The following is a 19,486-nucleotide window of genomic DNA, read 5'->3' on the forward strand; positions in this document are numbered from 1 at the left end:
CCGAACTGCACCGCGAGGGAGTTCACCGCGAGGGAGTTCACCCCGCGGAAGTTCACCCCGAGAAATGCGTCGCGCTAGCTCAGTTGCGTGAGCTCAAGCCAGTCGAGGTATTCAGGAGTGATGTTGCCCGAAACGTATTCGCCGGTGAAGCAGCTCATTTCGAGAGCTGACACGTCGGATCCTTCGGTGATCGCAGCCTGCATATCGGCGACCTCCTGGTAGATGAGAGCGTCAGCGCCCATCTCCAGAGCGATCTCGGGAATCTTGCGCCCGTGGGCAACGAGTTCAGCGCGCGTCGGCATGTTGATGCCGTACACGTGTGGGTAGCGCACGGGAGGTGCAGCGGAGGTGAAGGTGACCTTGTTGGCGCCAGCCTCGCGAGCCATCTGCACGATCTCTTTCGAGGTGGTGCCACGCACGATGGAGTCATCCACAATCAGGATGTTCTTACCCTTGAACTCGGTGCCCATCGCGTTCAGCTTCTGCTTGACGCTCTTCTTGCGTTCGGCCTGGCCGGGCATGATGAAGGTGCGGCCAACGTAGCGGTTCTTGTAGAACCCTTCGCGGTATTCGACGCCAAGCTTCTGGGCGACCTGCATTGCGGCGGGGCGTGAGGAGTCGGGGATGGGCATCACAACGTCGATGTCGCCCATGGGGGTGAACTTCGAGATGGTGTCGGCCAGTTTGTCGCCCAAGCGCAGGCGAGCTTCATAAACGGAGATGCCGTTCATGATCGAGTCGGGTCGGGCTAGGTAAACGTATTCGAACGAGCACGGGATCAGCACCGGTGCTTTGGCGCACTGCTTGGAGAACATTTCGCCGTCGGGTGTAATGAAGATCGCTTCGCCGGGGGCAACATCCCGCACCAGTTCGTAGCCGGCGCTTTCCAGCACGAGAGATTCGGATGCCACGATCCACTCGTAGCCGACGAGACCAGTTTGGCGGCGGCCCAACACCAACGGGCGGATGCCGAAGGGGTCGCGGAAGGCGAGCAAGCCATGGCCAGCGATCAGTGCGATCGCGGCGTAGGAGCCCTCGACGCGGTCGTGCACGCGCTCGATAGCGGTGAAGACCTGCTCGGGGTCGAGGTCGAGCCCCGACACTTGCTCTTGAAGTTCGTTGGCCAACACGTTGACGAGCAGTTCAGTGTCGCTCGTGGTGTTGAGGTGGCGGCGGTCGATGCGGAACAGTTCATCAGTGAGCTGCTGCGTGTTCGTCAAGTTGCCGTTGTGAACAAGGATGATGCCGTAGGGCGCGTTCACATAGAACGGCTGGGCTTCATTCTCATTTAAGGCGTTGCCCTTGGTGGCGTAGCGCACGTGGCCGAGCCCAGAGGTGCCGATAAGGTTGCGCATGTCGCGCGTGCGGTATGCCTCACGCACTTGGCCGTTGGCCTTCTGCAAGTGCAGAGTGCTGCCGTCGGCGGTGGCGATACCCGTGGAGTCTTGACCGCGGTGCTGCAGGAGCAGCAGGGCGTCATAAACCTGCTGGTTGACGGGCTGAGAAGAGACGATACCGACAATGCCGCACATGCTTTCGCGTGGCTCCCTGAGGTCGTAGAGCGCGTACCCGGTGTGAGTACGGTCTAGCTTCTCACATCTGGCAGTGCGGTTGCTGCCGTGGAGCGGGGGTGCTGCTGCGCGTAAAACCCGCAGACCGGTACGCTTGAGCCGTGACCGAGAACTCTTCTTCCAGCTATGCCGCAGCCGGTGTCGATACCGCTGCTGGTGACCGCGCCGTCGAACTCATGAAGGCGGCCGTCAGTGCCACTCATGGGCCCAACGTGGTCGGAGGTTTTGGCGGTTTCGCTGGCCTCTATGACGCCTCGTTCCTTAAGGACTACACGCACCCGCTGATGGCGACATCCACGGATGGCGTGGGCACGAAGGTTGCGATCGCTCAGGCGCTCGATAAGCACGACACTATCGGCCAAGACCTCGTCGGCATGGTCGTTGACGACATCATCGTGGTCGGCGCCAAGCCCCTCTTCATGACCGACTACATTGCGTGCGGCAAGGTCGTTCCCTCGCGCATCGCCGACATCGTTGCGGGTATTGCTCGCGGATGCTCGGCTACCGGTACCGCGCTGGTGGGCGGCGAAACGGCAGAACACCCCGGCCTTCTCGGCCCTGACGACTACGACGTTGCCGGTGCGGCAACCGGCGTGGTTGAAGCCGGATCTCAGCTCGGCCCGCACCTCGTGGCCGATGGCGATGTTGTTATCGCGATGGAGTCCTCGGGCATCCACTCGAACGGTTTCTCGCTTGTGCGCCACATTCTGGCGAACAACAAGGTCGGCTACAGCGACCACCTCAACGAGCTCGGCGGAGTCGTCGGCGAAGTGCTCCTCGAGCCGACCCGTCTCTACACAATGCCGCTGCTCAACCTGCTCGACGCCCAGCCCGGTGCTGTGCACTCGCTCAGCCACGTCACCGGAGGCGGAATCGCCGCGAACCTCGCGCGCGTGCTGCCTGTCGGCTCGTGGGTTGAAGTTGAGCGCTCGACCTGGTCGCCGCCCACCGTGTTCCGCGTGCTGTCTGACCTGGCTGGTTCCAGCCTCGAAAGTGCCGAAGGAACCTGGAACCTCGGGATCGGCATGATCGCGATCGTGGCCGCGGATGCTGCCGACGCCACCATCGCCGCCCTCACCGCCGACGGCATCCCCTCGTGGGAAGTCGGTCGTGTCTCGATGGCCGCTCGCGATTTCACTGGCTTCGAACAGGGAGCCAAGGGTGTCAACGGTGGCGCTGTGCGCCTGAGCGGTTCGTACGCGAACTAGCGCTACCTTCGGTGGGTGCCCGCAGCGCCCACCATTCGTGATCCTGACGTTGTTCTGAGGCGTTGAAGCCATGCCCCTTCGTTCCATCCTCGCTGCAGTGCTCGTTGCCGTCATTTGGGGCCTCAACTTCGTCGTCATCGACGTAGGCCTCGAAGGCATGCCACCCACGCTGTTTCTGGCGTTGCGCTTCATGGTGGTGATTGTTCCCGCTATCTTCTTCGTGCCGCGGCCGAAGTCGAGGTTTCGCGACGTAGTGCTCATCGGCTCGTTCATGAGCCTCGGGCAGTTCGGCCTGCTGTACACCGCGCTCGCCATCGGCATGCCGCCCGGCCTCGCCTCACTCGTGTTGCAAGCGCAGGTGGTGCTAACGGTGGTGTTCGCCGCCCTCGCACTGCGTGAAACCCCCACGCGCAGTCAACTCGTCGGCGTCGCACTCGGGGCAGCCGGCCTTGTTGTCGTGGGGAGCGGGCGCGGGGTAGAAACTCCCGTTTTGGCCTTCTTCGTGACCCTGGCCGCTGCTGCATCCTGGGCCATCGGCAATGTCATCGCACGCCGGGTCGGGCGCATCGGCACCACGTCCTCGCCACTGGCCGGACTGTCGCTCACGGTCTGGTCGGCCCTGGTCGTACCGATCCCCATGCTCGCACTCGCCTTCGCGATAAATGGGGCGGATGCTGTCGGCTTCGCCCTCACCCACCTCACCGTTCCGCAGCTGCTCTCGACCGCTTACACCGCGTGGCTCGCCAGCCTTGTCGGGTACGGCATCTGGAACACGTTGCTCGCCCGGCACGCAGCATCCGCCGTCGTGCCCTTCACGATGCTTGTTCCGCCGATCGGCATGGCCACCGCGTGGTTAGCGCTCGGCGAGGTGCCGACGGTGATCGAAGTTATTGGTGGACTGATGCTGCTTCTCGGCGTCGCCATCACCACCGGGTTGCTGCGCCGTCGCCGCGGGCGCGCGCTCACCTAGGCAACGACTTCGCTGCAGCAGTGTTTTCGCTGTGACCCGGGTGCCACCGAAGCGAATCCGGTGCCGTGCGCTTGAATGGGCGCTATGGCAACTAAGCAGCCCGACAACTCGATTGACGTCGACAACGACGAGCAACTCGCAGAACCTGAACACGAGCACACCGTGGTGGATGAGCAGCAGGACGCCGAGGACGATGACGACACTGACGACGCCGACGCGGATCAAGCGGGCGCCACAAACCGCCCCGAACCGCTGCTGACCCGCGATGGTTCCCCGGCCGCCGCGCTGTGGAGCCTGAACTCCCGCTGGCGCCACATCAACCACGGTTCCTTCGGGGCGGTCCCCGTCTTTGCCCAACTGCGTCGCCTCGCCTACCTGCAAGAAACCGAGAGCGCACCGCAGCGTTGGTTCATGGCCGCACCCGAGCGTCTCGCTCAGGCCCGCGAAGGTCTCGCCGATTTCCTTGGCGTGGATGCCGACCGCTTCGGGTTCGTCCCCAACGCCAGCGCCGGAATGACGGCCGCCATCCGCGCCCTCATGCTCAACGCCGGTGACGAGCTGCTCATCACCGACCACGCCTACGGGGCAGTCGCGTTCTCGGCTCGCCGTGAAGCCCGCCAGCGCGGAGCCAAAGTGCGCACCGTGCCCATCGAACTGGATGCCACGCCCGAGCACATCCTTACGGTTCTCGGCAAAGCACTCGCCAAGAAGCCTGCTGGCCTCATCATCGACGCCTCAACCTCGGCCACCGCGCGTGAGTTCCCGGTCGCGGCGCTCGCCGAGTTGGCCACGAAGCACGGGGTGCCTCTGCTTGTGGATGCAGCCCACGCCCCGGGAATTCAGCACCGCCCGGCCGAGGGCATTGCGGCATCCGCTTGGGTGGGCAATTTACACAAGTTTGCCTGCGGTTTTCGGGGAAGCGCAGTGCTCGTGGCCGAAAAGAAGTTCGCCAAAAACCTGTACCCGGTAATCGATTCGTGGGGAATGGATGACCCCTTCCCCGGTCGCTTCGACCACCAGGGCACATTCGACTACACGCCGTACCTCGCTAGCGTCGACGCCATCACGGGGCTCGAAGACCGGATTGGCTGGGATTCCATTCGCGGCTACATCGAGTCACTACTCGACTACTCGACCGACGTTGTTGCCGATGCGCTCGATGCTGCGTCTGGCGAAGAGTCGCGGGTGGATGTCGCAGCCCCCGCTCCGGGAATGACCCTCTTGCGGCTCCCCGGCACCCTCGGCGCAAGCCATGACGATGCGCAAGCTGTTCGCCAACGCATCACGGACGAACTCGGATTCGAAACTCAAGTCACTAGCTTCCGTGACACCGGCTATCTGCGGCTTTCGGCGCACGCCTACAACACTGCCGATGACTATGAGCGTTTCGCCGAAGACGCTGTGCCGACTCTCGTGGAGTGGTCGCGCGAGCGCTAGCCCGGCACCACGTTAACGCACGAGGCGAGCATCCGACCCCGGAGGGTCTGGTGCTCGCCTTATGTGTAGAAGGTGCGTTATTAGGCGCTACGAGTTTCCTCGTCGTCCTCGTCATCTTCTTCACGGTCGTATTCGTCGCTGTATGAACTACCAGCGGAGTACTCCGGCCACTTTTCGCTGTCTTCCGACACCGGAGCAGCGCTTTCTGACCCGCTCAACTCGCGAGCGAGTGCACCATAGTTGGTGTCTGGGCTGAAGTACTTCAAATCCCGCGCCACCTTGGTGTGCTTTGCCTTTTGACGGCCGCGTCCCATTCGAGACCCCCTCATACTTCTGTCCCGGTGCACTGACGGTGGCCAGCGAACGAGCGAACAGGGATGGATGAAAACTAACCTGAAGTTTAGCACGATGGACAGAAAGGTCTTCGTGGGCGATGCACAGGTGGCCTGTTCACGGGTAACGTTAGCCCGTGACATCCACCACTGAAACCGACACCTCTGTTGTCGTTATTGGTGCTGGCCAAGCGGGCCTCTCTGTTGCCTACTATTTGCGGCGACTTGGCCTCGACCCTGGCAATGATTTTGTGCTCCTTGACCGTGGCCCCAATACGGGGGGCGCGTGGCAATTCCGCTGGGAGGCACTGCGCATTGGTTCCGCCCACCGCATCAATGATCTTCCCGGTCTCGACGAGCTGGGGCTCAGCTTTGAGACCGCCGACAAACATATGCCGGCCAAGAAAGTTGTCGCCGACTACTACCGCGCCTACGAAGAGCACTATGGCCTGCAGGTCGTGCGTAATGCGGATGTGATCGCCGTCGATAACCTCGGCGAACATCTGAATGTAACTTTCACCCTCGATGGCGAAGAAACTAAAACTGTCAGCACGATGCTCGTCATCAACGCCACTGGCACCTGGGGTGCGCCGTTCATCCCGTGGTACCCGGGGCTCAAATCGTTTGAGGGCCGCCACCTTCACACCAGCGAATACCGCAGTGCCCGCGAGTTCACCGACCAGAGTGTTGTCGTGGTTGGTGGAGGAACGTCAGCGATCGGGTTCCTGCTCGAACTCGAAAACATCGCCAGCAACCTCACCTGGGTGAGCCGCCGCCCCATCGACTTCCTCGAAGACGGCGGCCTCAACCTTGAAGCGCGCAAAGAAGCTGTGCTGGTGCAGGATGAGGCGGCGCGGGCGGGCCGAGCCCTCCCCAGCATCGTCAGCGGCACGGGCGTTCCGCGCACCCGCCGCATCCAAGCCGGCATCGAGCGGGGCGTTTTGACGCCGCGCCCCATGTTCTCCAGCATCGAACCCGGTGGGGTGCGCTGGAAAGACGGCGCCTTCCAGCAGGCGGATGCCATCATTTGGTCCACCGGTTTCCGCCCAGAACTGCGCCACCTTGCTCCGCTGAAACTGCGCGAGAAAGAGGGCGGCGTGGCCGTCGGGCAGGGCGTGGCGTGGAAAGACCCGCGCATCTTCTTCGCCGGGTATGGGCCGCAAGCATCCACTATCGGTGCCAACCGTGCGGGGCGGATGATCGCACGTCAAGCCATCGCCACCCTCAGCAAGATTCAAGCCATGAAGAACGGGCGCTAGCGAGCGCTGCTGTTGCGCAGACCAGGCGGCAGGTTTGTAGTTGGCAGTTGATCGGATGACGGCTGTTGAGTCTAGGCTCGCGGCATGATCACGACGCTGGCGATTGAAGGTTTCCGCTCTTTGCGGCACATAGTGCTGCCCCTCACCGGGCTCACGGTGATCTCGGGAGCTAACGGCGTCGGGAAGTCGAGCGTCTACCGCAGCTTGCGCCTGCTTGCTGAGGTTGCCCAGTCCGGTGCCATTGCGGCGCTCGCGAGAGAAGGCGGCGTGCAGTCCCTGTTGTGGGCGGGTCCAGAGGCAGGAGCCTCTGCGGCACGTCGTTCCGGGCATCCGGTCGAGGGAACGTTGCGTCGCGATGTCGTCGCACTCAAGCTCGGTTACGCCAGCAGCGACTTCGGCTATGCCGTCGATTTCGGGCTGCCTACCAATCAGCGGACCATGTTTGCTCGTGACCCGGAGATCAAGGCAGAAGCCGTCTTCAACGGCTCGGTGTTGCGCCCTGCCACCGCGCTGACGGAACGGCGCAACGGGGCAGTGCGCGTGCGGGGTGATTCGGGCGAATGGGTACCGCACGACTACCGGCTGCGGCCCACCGAGAGCATGGTGGCCGCGTTCGCGGACCCGTCGACAACCCCTGAACTGCTGACGGTGCGCGAAAACCTCGGTTCATGGCGCTTCTACGACCACTTTCGCACCGACCCGCACGCGCCGGTGCGGCAGCCGCAGCTGGGTACTCGTGCTCCGGTGCTGAGCCACAGCGGCACCAACCTTGCGGCCGCACTGCAGACGATTCGCGAGTTCGGCAATGCCGCTTTGCTTGACCGCACGATTGCGCGAGCCTTCGATGGCGCTTCGGTGAAGGTGCAATCCAGCGAAGGGTTGTTCTCGCTCGTGATGGTGCAACCCGGGCTCTTGCGGCCGCTCGATACCCACGAGCTCTCGGATGGCACCCTGCGGTTCTTACTGCTGGTTGCGGCATTGTTGTCGCCCAACCCGCCCGCGCTGCTCGTGTTAAACGAGCCCGAGACGAGTCTGCATCCCCGGTTGCTTGCACCCCTGGCGGAGCTAATCCAGGCGGCAGCCGAGCAGACTCAGATCGTGGTGGTGTCGCACGCCTCTGAGCTTGTTGAGCAACTCGACGAATCAGGAGCGAGCCGCATCCATCTCGTCAAAGTCGACGGTGAAACCGCGGTTGACGGGCAAGGGATGCTGGATGAACCCGCGTGGAGTTGGCCGAAGCGCTAGTCAGTTGTGCGGCGGCGGCGCTCGCTAGCCAGCGGATGCCACCTCGCGAATGAGGTCGCGCAGCTCGCCGAGCTGGGGCCGGTTGTCGCTCGCCCGCCACTGCATCTCGAGTGCCAGTGTTGCGGGTTGTGCGAGCGGAATCGCCACGAGATCTTCGGGTAGGTGGCCGATGAGTGCGGCGGAAACGAGCGAGAAGGCTCGAGCTTCTGACAGCAAGTACAGTCGCGATCCGACGATGCGGGGCGGGCTCACGAGAAGCAGCGGAGTAAGCCCGCGCGAGGTGCAGATTTCGAGTAGGTAGTCGAAGTAGGCGGGGTTTTGTTCGCGCGGCCAGAGCAGCAGGGGGAGATCGCCGAGTTCGGGGAGTTCAAGGTGGGCAGCCTTCGCTAGCGGGTGGTTGCGGCTGAGCGCGACGAAGACTTGTTCGCGCACGATCACTTCGGTTTTGTAGCCTTCGGCGGCATCCAAAAAACGACCGAGGCCGATATCGGCGTGTTCGCTCACGAGACGAGTGGAGACGCCGCCCGTGTCGACAAGAACGTCTTCGATGCGCACAGAAGACAGGCTGTGCTCGGCCCGACTGATCACGGCGGGGAGGAGTCGGTTGACCACACTGGGGGAGGCCACAATGCGGGCCGTGCGGATGCGGCTCGGCTCGTAAAGCTGCACCTCGCGAACCACCTGATTGGCGTGGCTAAGCAGTTGGCGGCCCTCGGTCGCCATTGTCTCGCCGGCGTGCGTGAGCTTTGCTGAACGGCCGGATCGGTCGAGCAGGCCGACCCCGAGAGCGCGTTCGAGCCGACTCACTTCTTGACTCACGGTCGGTTGCGAGATCTGCAGTGCCTCGGCGGCTCGTCCGAAGTGTCCGGCATCGGCCACGGCAACGAAGATCTCCACCTGACGCAGCGTAATTTTCATAGGCTAAGGCTATCTAACCCGCATCGACTCTTTCTGGTTTCTTTGCAATTGACTGGCTACGGTTGAAGTAACGGCACGCCTCCGGCGCAGCCTCAGCGACGAGCATCAGCGAAGAAAGAGATTGACTATGTCTACTCCCGTCATCCACGTTTCCCAGGAAGTTCAGGATGCTGTTCGCGAGAACCGCCCCGTGGTCGCCCTCGAGTCCACCATCTTCACTCACGGCCTTCCTCGCCCGCGCAACCTCGACGTTGCTCTTGAAGCCGAAGCGGGGCTGCGCGCTCAGGGCGTGACGCCCGCCACGATCGGTGTCTTCAACGGCGTAGCGACGGTCGGCCTCAGCACCGAACAGATCACTGAGCTTTCCAACACCGACAAGATCGCCAAGGCAAGCCTGCGCGACCTTCCCGTCGTGCGCGCCCTCGGCATCCACGGTGGCACCACCGTCGCAGCAACCGCGTTCCTCGCTCACCACGCGGGCGTCAAGGTCTTCTCGACCGGCGGTCTCGGTGGCGTTCACCACGGAGCCTCCGAAACCTTCGACGAGTCGGCCGACATGACCACGTTGGCGCAGATCCCCATCCTCGTCATCAGTGCCGGAGTGAAGTCGATTCTCGACATCCCCGCCACCCTCGAGCGCTTCGAGACCCTCAACATCCCCGTCATCGGCTACGGCACCACCAAGTACCCGGGCTTCTACGTCACCGACTCGGGCTTCTCCATTGGCTACGCGGTTGACACTCCCGAAGAGGTCGCCGCGGTCGTCACCGCTCGCGATGAGCTCGGTCTGCCGCAGTCCGTATTGCTGGCTAACCCCGTTGCCGCCGATAAGCAGCTTCCGCCAGAGCAGCTCGACGACATCCTCGCTCGCGCTTGGGCCGAAGCCGACAAGCAGGGCATCAGCGGAAATGCCTCGACCCCGTTCCTTCTCGACTTCATCCAGAAGGACACCAAGGGGCTGAGCCTCGACGTCAACGTTGAGGTCTACCGCGGCAACGTTGCTCTCGGCGGACTCGTCGCCACGGCGCTCACCCGCTAGCGGCGAGCCCCTCGTGCTCGGAATCATCGGCGACCTCGTTGAAGACGTTGTCGTCTGGCTGGCTGAACCGCTGAGGCACGGCACCGATACGGCGGCGGAGATTTTTCACACCCGCGGCGGTAGCGGTGCGAACGTCGCCAGTTTTGCTGGGCGACTCGGCCCCACGCGCTTCATCGGCTGTGTCGGCAACGACCACCTCGGCACCCTGCTCGTCGAGGGTCTCGAGGCCGAAGGTGTTGACGTGCGCGTGCAGCGCAAACACGTCACCGGCACCGTCATCATCCTGATCGACCAAGACGGCGAACGCAGCATGGTGCCCAACCGCGCGGCTGCAACAATGCTCGACGAGGTGCCTGATGAGTGGCTCGACGGGCTTGAGCTGTTGCACGTCTCGGCCTACTCCTTCAACGGTGCACCCGTGGGCGAGACCGTGATTGACGTGATTCGTCGTGCCAAGCAGCGCGGGATTCTCGTCTCGATCGACGTCTCGTCCACCGGCATGCTCGCCCAGTACGGCATCGACCGCTTCCTCGATCTCATGGCTGACCTCAGCCCCGACTTCTTGATCGGCAACGCCAGCGAAATGGAATGCCTTGGAGTCGTCGTCGACGGGCAGCCGGGTGCTGTCGCTGCGAGACTCGCCAACACCATCATCGTGACGAAGGCGGGAGCGGATCCCACCCTCGTTCACGCGCCTGGTCGGGAGCCGCTGACGGTTGCTGTGCCACCGGTTCCCGAGGTCCGAGACCTCACCGGCGCCGGTGATGCCTTCGCTGCAGGATTCCTGACCTCGTACCTTGCCAGCAGAGACCTGCAGAAGGCGTGTGTGGGCGGTCACGCTTCCGCGGCGCTCGTGCTGGCATCGCCGGGAGCATCCTCCGGAGCAGCGTCGAAGTGACACGTCTCTTCGTGAAGATCTGTGGCATCAGCACTGCGGATGCGGCAGCGGCGGTCGCCGACAGCGGTGCCGATGCGATCGGGTTCGTTTTCGCTCCCGGCAGCCCCCGTGAGGTCAGCGCCGAGCACGCGCGTTCTCTCATCGCGGGCTTACCGTCCACGCTCGAAACGGTGGGCGTCTTTCGCAACCAACCGATCGAGACGGTGCTCCGCACCGCGCAGGCGGCCGGTATCTCCACAGTGCAGTTGCACGGTGACGAAACTGAAGCAGAGTTTGACCGGCTGCGGGCAGAGGGCTTCGGCACCATCCGCGCCCTGTCTATCGATGATTATCGCCAGCTCAGCCGTGACGGAGTGCTGCGCGCCGACGACCGATTGCTGATCGACGCGGTGACGCCGGGCGGCGGAGCAGCGTTTGATCCCACGCTGCTGTCGGATGCTGCGCCTGACGGCTTCTGGATTCTGGCCGGTGGCCTCACCCCGCAGAATGTGGCCGAGCTTGTCGGCATCATGCAGCCGGGAGGCGTTGACGTGTCGAGCGGCGTCGAAGTGAGCCGAGGCGTGAAGGATCCCGCACTGATTCATGCTTTCGTGGCGGCTGTTCGCGCCGTCTGAACGGCGGGGTAAACCCCACTGGCGACGCAGCCGAGCGACGAGGCTAAGTCGCGAGCGCGATGAGGCCGAAGTAGGTCGCGGCGGCGACGCCGATGCCGAGGACGAGGTTGGCGGCAACGCTAGCGATGGCGGTCTGGAGCCGCTTCATGGTGGCGATCTGCATTGTTTCAACGCTGAGGGTGCTGAAGGTGGTGAGTCCGCCGCAGAGTCCGGTGAGCAGCACGAGCTCGAGGTTGGCGTCGATCGTGCCAATGTGCGCCATGCCAGCCAAGGTGCCGCCGAGGGCAGAGCCGATGATGTTGACGACGAGCACGGCCCACGGGAACCGCTTGTTCGGAACAAACGCGCGTGCGGTGAGGTAGCGCAAGACGGCCCCGGCGGCTCCGGCGCCCAGGATCGCAAACACCACGCCCGCGGTCATTCGTTCACCAAGTCAGGACGGCGTGCGCGAGCGAAACCGAGGCGCAGGCCCAGTGCGGCCGCGGCGAGTCCGAGCACCATGGTGGCGGCGAGGTAGATGAGGGCAGGGATGAGCTGGTCGGCACCAATGAGTTGCACGACGGCGACGGCAAGTGCGGAGAAGGTAGTGAAGGAACCGAGAAGACCGGCGCCTAAGCCGGCACGGGCCCAGACCGGGGCTGGTGTCCACAGCTCGGCAACGACGAGTGCCAGCACGAAACTGCCGACGATATTGGCGATCAGGGTGGAGAGGGGAAACAGCCCATCGTCGGTGGCAAAGGCAAGATCGAGGGCGAACCGCATTCCGGTGCCGATGGCACCGCCTACGGCAACAGCAGCGATTTCACGGATCATGCGCTGCCTTCCAAATGCCAGTTCTCGGGTCTGTACTGCCTATACAGTCACCCTATGGCAAGCGGGCGCTGCCCCGCGCCCCGCGCGCAGTCCTAGACTGAAGCCATGACCCGAACTGCTGCGCGCCGCCGCCGTTGGCCGTGGATCGTGCTCGCCGTAGTTGTGGTGTTGCTCGTGCCCATCGCTATCATCGTCGTGCCGATTCTCACGCACGAGAGCGCGGGTCAATCGAACCAAGAACTCACCGCCGGCGAATGGCCGCTCTCTGTCACCGCCGAGGGGGATGACGGGCGAACCCGCACGCTCAGCGTCGCCGGTGAAAACGGCGAACCCATCGACACCGAAGCACTCGTTCGTGACGAAAGGGTGGTCGTGACGGGAACCGGCTACGACGGCACGCAGGGTGTGTACGTTGCCGTGTGCGTCATCCCAGAAACGTCTGCCGACAAGCCGGGGCCGTGCATCGGTGGCGTGCCGAGCCAGCAGCAAGAGAACGTGGCCGAGGGCACTGTGCAGTGGGCTCCGAGCAACTGGATCAACGCGGATTGGGCGTGGCGACTCTTCGGCGCTCGCAGCTATGACGACACCGCGACCGGCACCTTTACGGCCTACCTTGAGCTCGGCGACCCGCAAGGCGAAGACGCTGACTGCATCACGAACGAGTGCGGCATCTTCACCCGCAACGACCACACGGCGCTCAATGACCGGGTGCAGGATGTCTACGTTCCGGTGAAATTCACCGAATAGCGCCGCGCGCTTGACATTGACGTAACGTCAACCTCTACCGTCGAGGTATGGCACACGACACCCCACCGCTCGCCGAGCGTTCGATCAACGGCGTCGCCCGCCTCACCGGCACGACATCGCGCACGCTGCGGCACTACGACGACATCGGGCTGCTCACACCAAGCCGGGTCGGCACCAATGGCTACCGCTATTACGGCGCGGATGCTCTCGCTCGCCTTCAGCGCATTCTGCTGTTGCGCGAACTGGGGCTCGGCCTTCCGGCCATTGCCGAGGTTCTCGCCGGGCAGCTGGACGACACGGCTGCGCTCAGAGACCATGTGCGCCTGCTCGAAGGCGAGAAGCAGCGAATCGATCGGCTCATTGCGTCGGTGAGCACCACCATCCATAAACTCACAGAAGGAGAGCCACTCATGGCGGAAGAAATGTTCGACGGATTCGACCACGCCGCCCATAAGGACGAAGTCGAGCAGCGCTGGGGCGCTGACTCGTATGCGGCGAGTAACACCTGGTGGAAGGCGATGAGTGCGGCCGACCAAACAGCGTTCGTTGCGGCACAGAAACAGTTGGCGGCCGACTGGGCCACTGCTGCCGAGCGCGGCGATGACCCCGAGAGCGACGCCGCTCAGGTGCTCGCGCAGCGTCAGTTCGACGCGCTTGTCGGTATCCCCGGCACTCCGAGCGAAGGAAAAGCGGGGCCGCCCCAGGAGTATTACCTCGGGCTTGCCGACCTGTATGTCGCTGATCCCCGCTTCGCTCGCAATTACGGCGGGCAGGCGGGTGCCGAGTTCGTGCGCGCGGCCATGGTTGCATTTGCGGCCGCACGCTGGAGCTAGTCCGCGCCGCTGATCTGTCGCACGCGGGTGGGTTGCGGGCGGGTTGCGGGGGTGCTCGCGCTGCGCGGGTGCGGCGCCGCTACGGAACGGTGACGTCGGGGATCGGCTCCGGCGTCTCGACGCTCTCGCCAGAGACGGCGGCCGGCACCATGAGGCGCGGAATCGTGAAGTGCACAATCGGCCCGATCAAGAGCGCGAACGCGAGCGTGCCCCAACCGAGGTTGCCGCCGAGGATCGCGCCGATCGTGAGCACGACAAGCTCGATGCTGCTGCGCACGATCCAAATTTTGCCGCCGTAGCGGTGGTGGATGCCGGTCATGAGGCCATCGCGCGGGCCGGGCCCAAAGCGTGCTCCGAGGTAGAGGCCCGTGGCAATGCCGAGCAAGAGCAAGCCCGCGACGAACACGAGGATGCGCAGGGCAAGTCCCTCAATCTCCGGCAGCATCCACAATCCGAGTTGGGCACTGGGGCCCACGAGCGCCACGTTGAAGACGGTGCCGATGCCGGGCTTCTGGCGGATCGGGATCCACAGCAGCAACACGATCAGGCCAATGATGTTGGTCACAAAGCCAAAGGGGATGCCGGTGCTGAGCGAGACGCCCTGCCCGAGGACGTCCCACGGGGCGACCCCGACCTCGGCGCGAATCATCAGCGCGATGGCGAAGCCGTAAAAGAAGAGGCCGGTGCCGAGCTGAACGATGCGTCGTGTCATGGTGAGGCGAGGAGTCATGTAAGTATCCAATTACGGAATTGGACTCGGAACAAGAGGCCAATCGCGGTATTGTGGCCTCATGAATAGCCTTTCTGCCCGCGCATTGGTTGTGATGATGGGCGAGTGGCGTGCGAGTGGATCGAACGCTGCCTATCTGGCCGTCTCTGACCGCATCCGCCTCCTCATCATGGATGGCCGCATTCTGACCTCGACGCGCCTGCCAGCCGAGCGCGAGTTGGCGCTCGCTCTCGGGGTGAGCCGCACCACGGTGACGGCGGCCTATTCGGCGCTCCGCGAGGGCGGTTACGTCGAGAGCACGCGTGGCTCAGGCAGTGTTGCTCAGTTGCCGCATCGCGCAAGCCTGATCCCTGATTCCGCTGCCCCGCAGATGCTCGATTTCAGCAAGTCGACCATTTCGGCCGCTCCCGAGGTGATTGAGGCATCCCGCCGTGCTGCCGAACAACTGCCGGCCTACCTGGGGGAGTCTGGCTTCGACCCGGTAGGGATCCCGGCGCTGCGTGAGGCCATTGCCCAACGCTATGCCGACCGCGGCCTGCCGACGAGCCCCGACCAGATCATGGTGACGCTCGGCGCACAGCACGCCATCGCGCTGATTTCGCGCACCCTCATGTCACGCGGTGACCGCGCCCTCATGGAAAACCCGAGCTACCCGCACGCCCTCGATGCGCTCCGGGCGGCTGGCGCGCGACTCGTGCCGGTCGGTGTTTCGACCGAAACCGGTTGGGATGCCATCGCCGTTGAGCAGGCTATCCAGCGCACGAGCCCCTCGCTTGCGTACCTCATGCCCGACTTTCACAACCCGACCGGTCAGTCGATGCCCGAAGAGCTGCGCGAAAAAATACTGACCCTCGCGGAACGCCACGGCACCGCAGTCATCGCCGACGAGACAATGGCCGAACTCGATCTGGATGGCAACGGCGTCCGGCTGCCCTTCGCCGCTCACGGCAACGCGATCTCGGTGGGTTCGGTCGGCAAGACAGTGTGGGGTGGGCTGCGCACAGGGTGGATCCGCGCCGACCACGCCACCATCCGCCAGCTCGTTCGTGCTCGCTCCGCCGGTGACCTTGGCACCCCGCTGCTCGAACAGCTCGTCGTCACCAACATTCTTGAGAGCTATCCGGCGATTCTGGATGCTCGGCGCACGTCTCTTCGGGCCGGCCGCGAGCACCTCTCCACCCTCCTCGCCGAGCAACTGCCGTCCTGGCAGGTGCCGCACACCCCCGGCGGAATGACCGCGTGGATCAATCTCGGCCAACCCGTCAGCTCGCAGCTCGTGCTCGCCGCCCGCAACGAAGGGCTCGTGATCGCGGCTGGTCCGCGGTTCGGCATGGATGGCGCCTTCGAACGCTTCCTGCGCATTCCGTTCAGCGGGGGCGCGGCCGACCTGGAACAGGGCGTCTCGGCGCTCGCCGCAGCGTGGTCGACGGTGATGCGGCATCCGTTCTCGCCAGCGAGCAGTGAATTCGCAAACGTCGTCTAAGTTGCACGACGGAGAGAGCGTCATTTCGGCTTCGCACCTTTAACGTAGATGTAATCTCGCGAGAGTACGCGGAATACTCAGCGTGCTGAGAGAATTGACCTAACCAAGAAGTGGTTTTTGCGACCGCGCCCGCGTTTAACAGCAACGAAAGTTCCCTCGTGCATCTGCTTTCTGTCTTCTCCCTGCGTAACCGCGCTCTCATCGCGCTCGTGACGATCGTTATCGGAATCTTCGGTGGCGTTGCTTTGACGTCGCTCAAGCAAGAGCTCATTCCGTCGCTGTCGTTGCCGCAGATCTTCATCGTCTCGACCTACCCGGGCGCATCTCCGGCGGTTGTTGATAAGGACTTGGCTGGCCCGCTTGAGGCCGCCATCCAGGGCGTCGAGGGGCTTGAGTCGACGACCGCAACCTCGAACTCGAACTTCGCCAACATTTCGGCATCCTTCGAATACGGCACCAACATCGCCACTGCTGAGCAGAAGATTCAGCTCGCCATCAACCGCATCTCCGGCCAGCTTCCTGACTCCGCCGACACTCAAGTTTTCACCTTCAACTTCACCGATCTTCCGGTCGTGCAGATCGCAGTCTCGAGCGATCTCGACCCTCTTGAGCTCTCCAGCAAGCTCGAAGCATCCACTCTGGTTGAACTCAATAAGTTGGATGGCGTCAGTGACGCAAGCCTGCTGGGTACGTCTACTCAGCGCCTGGTTATCACTCCCGACCAAGACGAACTGTTCCTCAACGGGCTGAACAATCAGGACATCATTTCTGCGCTCGACGACAACGGCGTGCTGTTGCCAGCCGGTGAGATCACCGAAGACGGTCAGACCCTCACGGTGCAGGCCGGTCAGCGCATCACGACGGCAGACGGCATTGCCGAACTGCCGTTGCTCGGCGGTTCAAACACCGACGTCGTCACCATCTCAGACGTAGCGAAAGTCGACGTCATCGACGATCCCGCCACCGGAATCTCGCGCGTTGACGGGGAGCCTTCGCTCACGATCGCGATCACGAAGAGCCCCGCGGGCAACACCGTGGCTGTGTCCCAAGCCGTTCTCGAAGCGATCCCCGACCTTGAGAGTGCCCTCGGCAACAACACCAAGTTCACGGTCGTCTTCGACCAGGCACCCTTCATCCAAGAATCGATCGACAGCCTCACCACCGAGGGATTGCTCGGTCTTGTCTTCGCCGTGATCGTGATTCTGGTGTTCTTGCTGTCGATCCGATCGACGCTGGTGACCGCGATCTCGATTCCGGCATCCGTTCTCATCACCTTCATCGGTATGCAGGTCTCGGGTTACACGCTCAACATCATCACCCTCGGAGCCCTCACGATCTCGATTGGTCGAGTGGTGGATGACTCGATTGTGGTCATCGAGAACATCAAGAGACACGTCTCGATGGGGGAGCCGAAGCTTCAGGCGATCCAGACGGCTGTGAAGGAAGTTGCGGGAGCCATCACGGCCTCCACCGTGACGACCATTGCCGTGTTCTTGCCTCTTGCTCTTGTCGGCGACATCACGGGAGAGCTGTTCCGCCCGTTCGCGTTGACGACCGCCATCGCGCTCGCCGCATCACTCTTCGTATCGCTCACCATCGTGCCGGTGCTCGCCTACTGGTTCCTCGGCAACAAGGCTGTACCGCGCCACACCGAAGACGCTGTCGAGCACGCGCACGCAGCGGGTATGCCTCAGGAAGAGAAGACCAACGCCCTGCAGCGTGGCTACCTGCCAGTAATCAAGTGGACGCTTAAGCGCCCCGTTGCCACACTCATGACGGCTGTTCTCCTGCTCGGTGGAACAGTGGCACTCGTGCCGTTCATGAAGACCAACTTCATTGGCGACAGCGGACAAAACACTCTGACGGTCAACCAAACCCTGCCGCTCGGTGCAAGCCTCGAAGCTCGCGACGAAGCCGCCAAGAAGGTTGAAGCGGTTCTCATGGACCTCGACGGCATCGAGACTGTGCAGCTCTCCATCGGTTCTAGTGGTGGATCCCTAAGGGCCGCGTTCTCCGGCAGCGGTGCCAACGCGTTCTCGCTCACGACAGACCCCGACCTCGATCAGACCGAGCTGCAAGAAGACGTGCGCGACGCTGTCGCCGACATCGAGGATGCCGGCGAGATCACCCTTGCTGCCGCATCCAGTGGTTTCGCATCGAGTGACATCGAGATCAACCTCACCGCCACGAGCGATTCTGAACTGCGCGAAGCATCGGATGCCCTACTCGAGCAGGTGCGCGACCTCGACATCGTTGCCGAAGCCACCAGCAACCTGTCGGAACAGCAGCCATTCATCTCGATCGTTGTTGACCGCGACAAGGCCGCCGAAGTCGGGCTGAGCGAGATCGCAGTCGGTGGAATTGTGACCGGTGCGATGAACCCGAATGCGGTCGGTAGCGCCGTCATCGACGAATCGACGCTCTCGATTTACATTCTCAATGACCTCGCGCCCACCACGATTGAAGAGTTGGAAGACTTCGAGATCCCGGGTGCCACCGGACTCATCCCGCTGACGGATGTCGCCACAGTGTCCGTTGACGACGGCCCCGCGAGCATCACCTCGGTGAAGGGCGTACGCAGTGCGACCCTGAGCGTGACGCCGAGCAGCGACGACGTGGGAACGGCATCCGCTCTGGTTGCTGCCGCTGTTGACGAAGCAGAATTGCCCGCGGGCGCTTCGGCTGAACTGGGCGGCGTCGCTACTGAGCAGACGGATGCGTTCCAGCAGCTTGGCCTCGCGCTCCTGGTCGCAATTCTCATCGTGTACGTCGTGATGGTGGCAACCTTCAAGAGCCTCCGCCAGCCGTTGCTGCTGCTGGTCTCGGTGCCCTTCGCGGCAACCGGTGCCATTGCGCTTCAGGTAATCTCGGGCATCCCACTCGGTGTCGCCTCGCTCATCGGTGTGCTCATGCTCATCGGTATCGTCGTGACGAACGCGATCGTGCTCGTTGACCTCATCAACCAGTACCGCGTGAAGGGCATGCGTGCTCGCGAAGCCATCATCGAGGGTGCATCGCGTCGACTTCGCCCCATCCTGATGACCGCTGCGGCGACAATCTTCGCGCTCCTTCCCCTCGGCATCGGTGTCACGGGTCAGGGAGGCTTCATTTCGCAACCGCTCGCCATCATCGTGATCGGTGGACTCGTCTCCTCGACGGTCCTCACCCTCGTGGTGCTTCCCGTTCTCTACTACCTCGTTGAGGGAGCCAAGGAGCGTCGCGAAGACAAGAAGGCTGCCGGCACCGATCGCAAGAGTCGTCGCGCGGCGAAGAAAGCCGGTCGCGAGACTCCGGTGGTTGCCACCGCAGAGTAATCCGTGAGTGGTCTAGTTTCCCCACGCCGGTTCAGCTGCCGTGGGGAAACAGAATTTCTGTCACTATTGCAACTG

18 protein-coding genes are annotated in these 19,486 nt (G+C 63.3%); 12 read left to right on the forward strand and 6 right to left on the reverse strand.

The window, feature by feature from the left end; all coding sequences use genetic code 11:
• Positions 1-74: 74 nt before the first annotated feature.
• Positions 75-1,532, reverse strand: coding sequence for an amidophosphoribosyltransferase (gene purF / locus I6E60_RS02615; protein WP_197178737.1), 1,458 nt, complete (start codon positions 1,530-1,532; stop codon positions 75-77).
• Between the two features lie 140 nt (positions 1,533-1,672).
• Here purF and purM point away from each other — a divergent pair, with 140 nt between their 5' ends.
• The 3 genes from purM to I6E60_RS02630 all read left to right on the forward strand — a co-directional run bounded on the left by purM (position 1,673) and on the right by I6E60_RS02630 (position 5,186).
• Positions 1,673-2,779 carry a phosphoribosylformylglycinamidine cyclo-ligase gene (gene purM, locus I6E60_RS02620; RefSeq protein ID WP_010204103.1) on the forward strand — a complete coding sequence of 369 codons (1,107 nt, stop codon included), beginning with the start codon at positions 1,673-1,675 and terminating at the stop codon, positions 2,777-2,779.
• A gap of 70 nt (positions 2,780-2,849) precedes the next feature.
• The gene (locus I6E60_RS02625; protein WP_197178738.1) at positions 2,850-3,749 is read left to right on the forward strand and encodes an EamA family transporter; all 900 of its coding nucleotides are present in this window, start codon (positions 2,850-2,852) and stop codon (positions 3,747-3,749) included.
• An 84-nt stretch (positions 3,750-3,833) separates the two neighbouring features.
• On the forward strand, positions 3,834-5,186 hold the full coding sequence (locus tag I6E60_RS02630) for an aminotransferase class V-fold PLP-dependent enzyme (RefSeq protein WP_197178739.1): 1,353 nt from the start codon (positions 3,834-3,836) through the stop codon (positions 5,184-5,186).
• An 80-nt stretch (positions 5,187-5,266) separates the two neighbouring features.
• Here the strand turns inward: I6E60_RS02630 and I6E60_RS02635 are convergent, their stop codons facing one another.
• Positions 5,267-5,500 (reverse strand): DUF3073 domain-containing protein, encoded by a 234-nt coding sequence (locus I6E60_RS02635; protein WP_197122748.1) that lies wholly within the window; start codon positions 5,498-5,500, stop codon positions 5,267-5,269.
• A 155-nt stretch (positions 5,501-5,655) separates the two neighbouring features.
• On the opposite strand from I6E60_RS02635, the gene I6E60_RS02640 reads away from it, so the two are divergent.
• Together I6E60_RS02640 and I6E60_RS02645 are read left to right on the forward strand one after the other, a co-directional pair.
• Positions 5,656-6,777, forward strand: coding sequence for an NAD(P)-binding domain-containing protein (locus I6E60_RS02640; protein WP_197122750.1), 1,122 nt, complete (start codon positions 5,656-5,658; stop codon positions 6,775-6,777).
• An 84-nt stretch (positions 6,778-6,861) separates the two neighbouring features.
• Positions 6,862-8,022: an AAA family ATPase gene (locus tag I6E60_RS02645; protein WP_197178742.1), complete on the forward strand. Its 1,161-nt coding sequence runs from the start codon at positions 6,862-6,864 to the stop codon at positions 8,020-8,022.
• A gap of 24 nt (positions 8,023-8,046) precedes the next feature.
• On the opposite strand, the gene I6E60_RS02650 is transcribed toward I6E60_RS02645, so the two are convergent.
• Entirely contained in the window at positions 8,047-8,940 is an 894-nt protein-coding gene (locus I6E60_RS02650) for a LysR family transcriptional regulator (RefSeq protein WP_197178744.1), read from the reverse strand.
• 127 nt (positions 8,941-9,067) lie between these two features.
• Here I6E60_RS02650 and I6E60_RS02655 point away from each other — a divergent pair, with 127 nt between their 5' ends.
• From I6E60_RS02655 to I6E60_RS02665, 3 genes are read left to right on the forward strand one after another with little or no spacing between them, the layout of a single operon-like run.
• On the forward strand, positions 9,068-9,979 hold the full coding sequence (locus I6E60_RS02655) for a pseudouridine-5'-phosphate glycosidase (protein WP_197178746.1): 912 nt from the start codon (positions 9,068-9,070) through the stop codon (positions 9,977-9,979).
• A complete protein-coding gene (locus tag I6E60_RS02660) occupies positions 9,918-10,877 on the forward strand; it encodes a carbohydrate kinase family protein (protein ID WP_231601106.1) in 960 nt (319 codons plus the stop codon). The genes I6E60_RS02655 and I6E60_RS02660 overlap by 62 nt, the downstream gene beginning before the upstream one ends.
• Positions 10,874-11,491, forward strand: coding sequence for a phosphoribosylanthranilate isomerase (locus I6E60_RS02665; protein WP_197122760.1), 618 nt, complete (start codon positions 10,874-10,876; stop codon positions 11,489-11,491). Before I6E60_RS02660 ends, I6E60_RS02665 begins: the two co-directional genes overlap by 4 nt.
• Before the next feature lie 43 nt (positions 11,492-11,534).
• On the opposite strand, the gene I6E60_RS02670 is transcribed toward I6E60_RS02665, so the two are convergent.
• Positions 11,535-11,912, reverse strand: coding sequence for a CrcB family protein (locus I6E60_RS02670; RefSeq protein ID WP_197122762.1), 378 nt, complete (start codon positions 11,910-11,912; stop codon positions 11,535-11,537).
• Entirely contained in the window at positions 11,909-12,304 is a 396-nt protein-coding gene (locus tag I6E60_RS02675; protein ID WP_197122764.1) for a CrcB family protein, read from the reverse strand. The genes I6E60_RS02670 and I6E60_RS02675 overlap by 4 nt, the downstream gene beginning before the upstream one ends.
• 105 nt (positions 12,305-12,409) lie before the next feature.
• Between I6E60_RS02675 and I6E60_RS02680 the strand changes: the two genes are divergently transcribed.
• Positions 12,410-13,051, forward strand: coding sequence for a hypothetical protein (locus I6E60_RS02680; RefSeq protein WP_197178748.1), 642 nt, complete (start codon positions 12,410-12,412; stop codon positions 13,049-13,051).
• 47 nt (positions 13,052-13,098) lie between these two features.
• Positions 13,099-13,884: a MerR family transcriptional regulator gene (locus I6E60_RS02685; RefSeq protein WP_197178750.1), complete on the forward strand. Its 786-nt coding sequence runs from the start codon at positions 13,099-13,101 to the stop codon at positions 13,882-13,884.
• 79 nt (positions 13,885-13,963) lie between these two features.
• Here I6E60_RS02685 and I6E60_RS02690 read toward each other — a convergent pair whose 3' ends face one another.
• Complete coding sequence (locus tag I6E60_RS02690; RefSeq protein WP_197122770.1) at positions 13,964-14,614, reverse strand: YitT family protein; 651 nt, start codon at positions 14,612-14,614, stop codon at positions 13,964-13,966.
• A gap of 61 nt (positions 14,615-14,675) precedes the next feature.
• On the opposite strand from I6E60_RS02690, the gene I6E60_RS02695 reads away from it, so the two are divergent.
• The gene (locus I6E60_RS02695) at positions 14,676-16,097 is read left to right on the forward strand and encodes a PLP-dependent aminotransferase family protein (RefSeq protein ID WP_197122772.1); all 1,422 of its coding nucleotides are present in this window, start codon (positions 14,676-14,678) and stop codon (positions 16,095-16,097) included.
• A gap of 158 nt (positions 16,098-16,255) precedes the next feature.
• On the forward strand, positions 16,256-19,411 hold the full coding sequence (locus I6E60_RS02700) for an efflux RND transporter permease subunit (protein WP_197178752.1): 3,156 nt from the start codon (positions 16,256-16,258) through the stop codon (positions 19,409-19,411).
• The last annotated feature ends 75 nt before the right edge of the window (positions 19,412-19,486 follow it).

The sequence above is a fragment of the Salinibacterium sp. SWN167 genome (assembly GCF_015864665.1).
Taxonomy (GTDB): Bacteria; Actinomycetota; Actinomycetes; order Actinomycetales; family Microbacteriaceae; genus Rhodoglobus.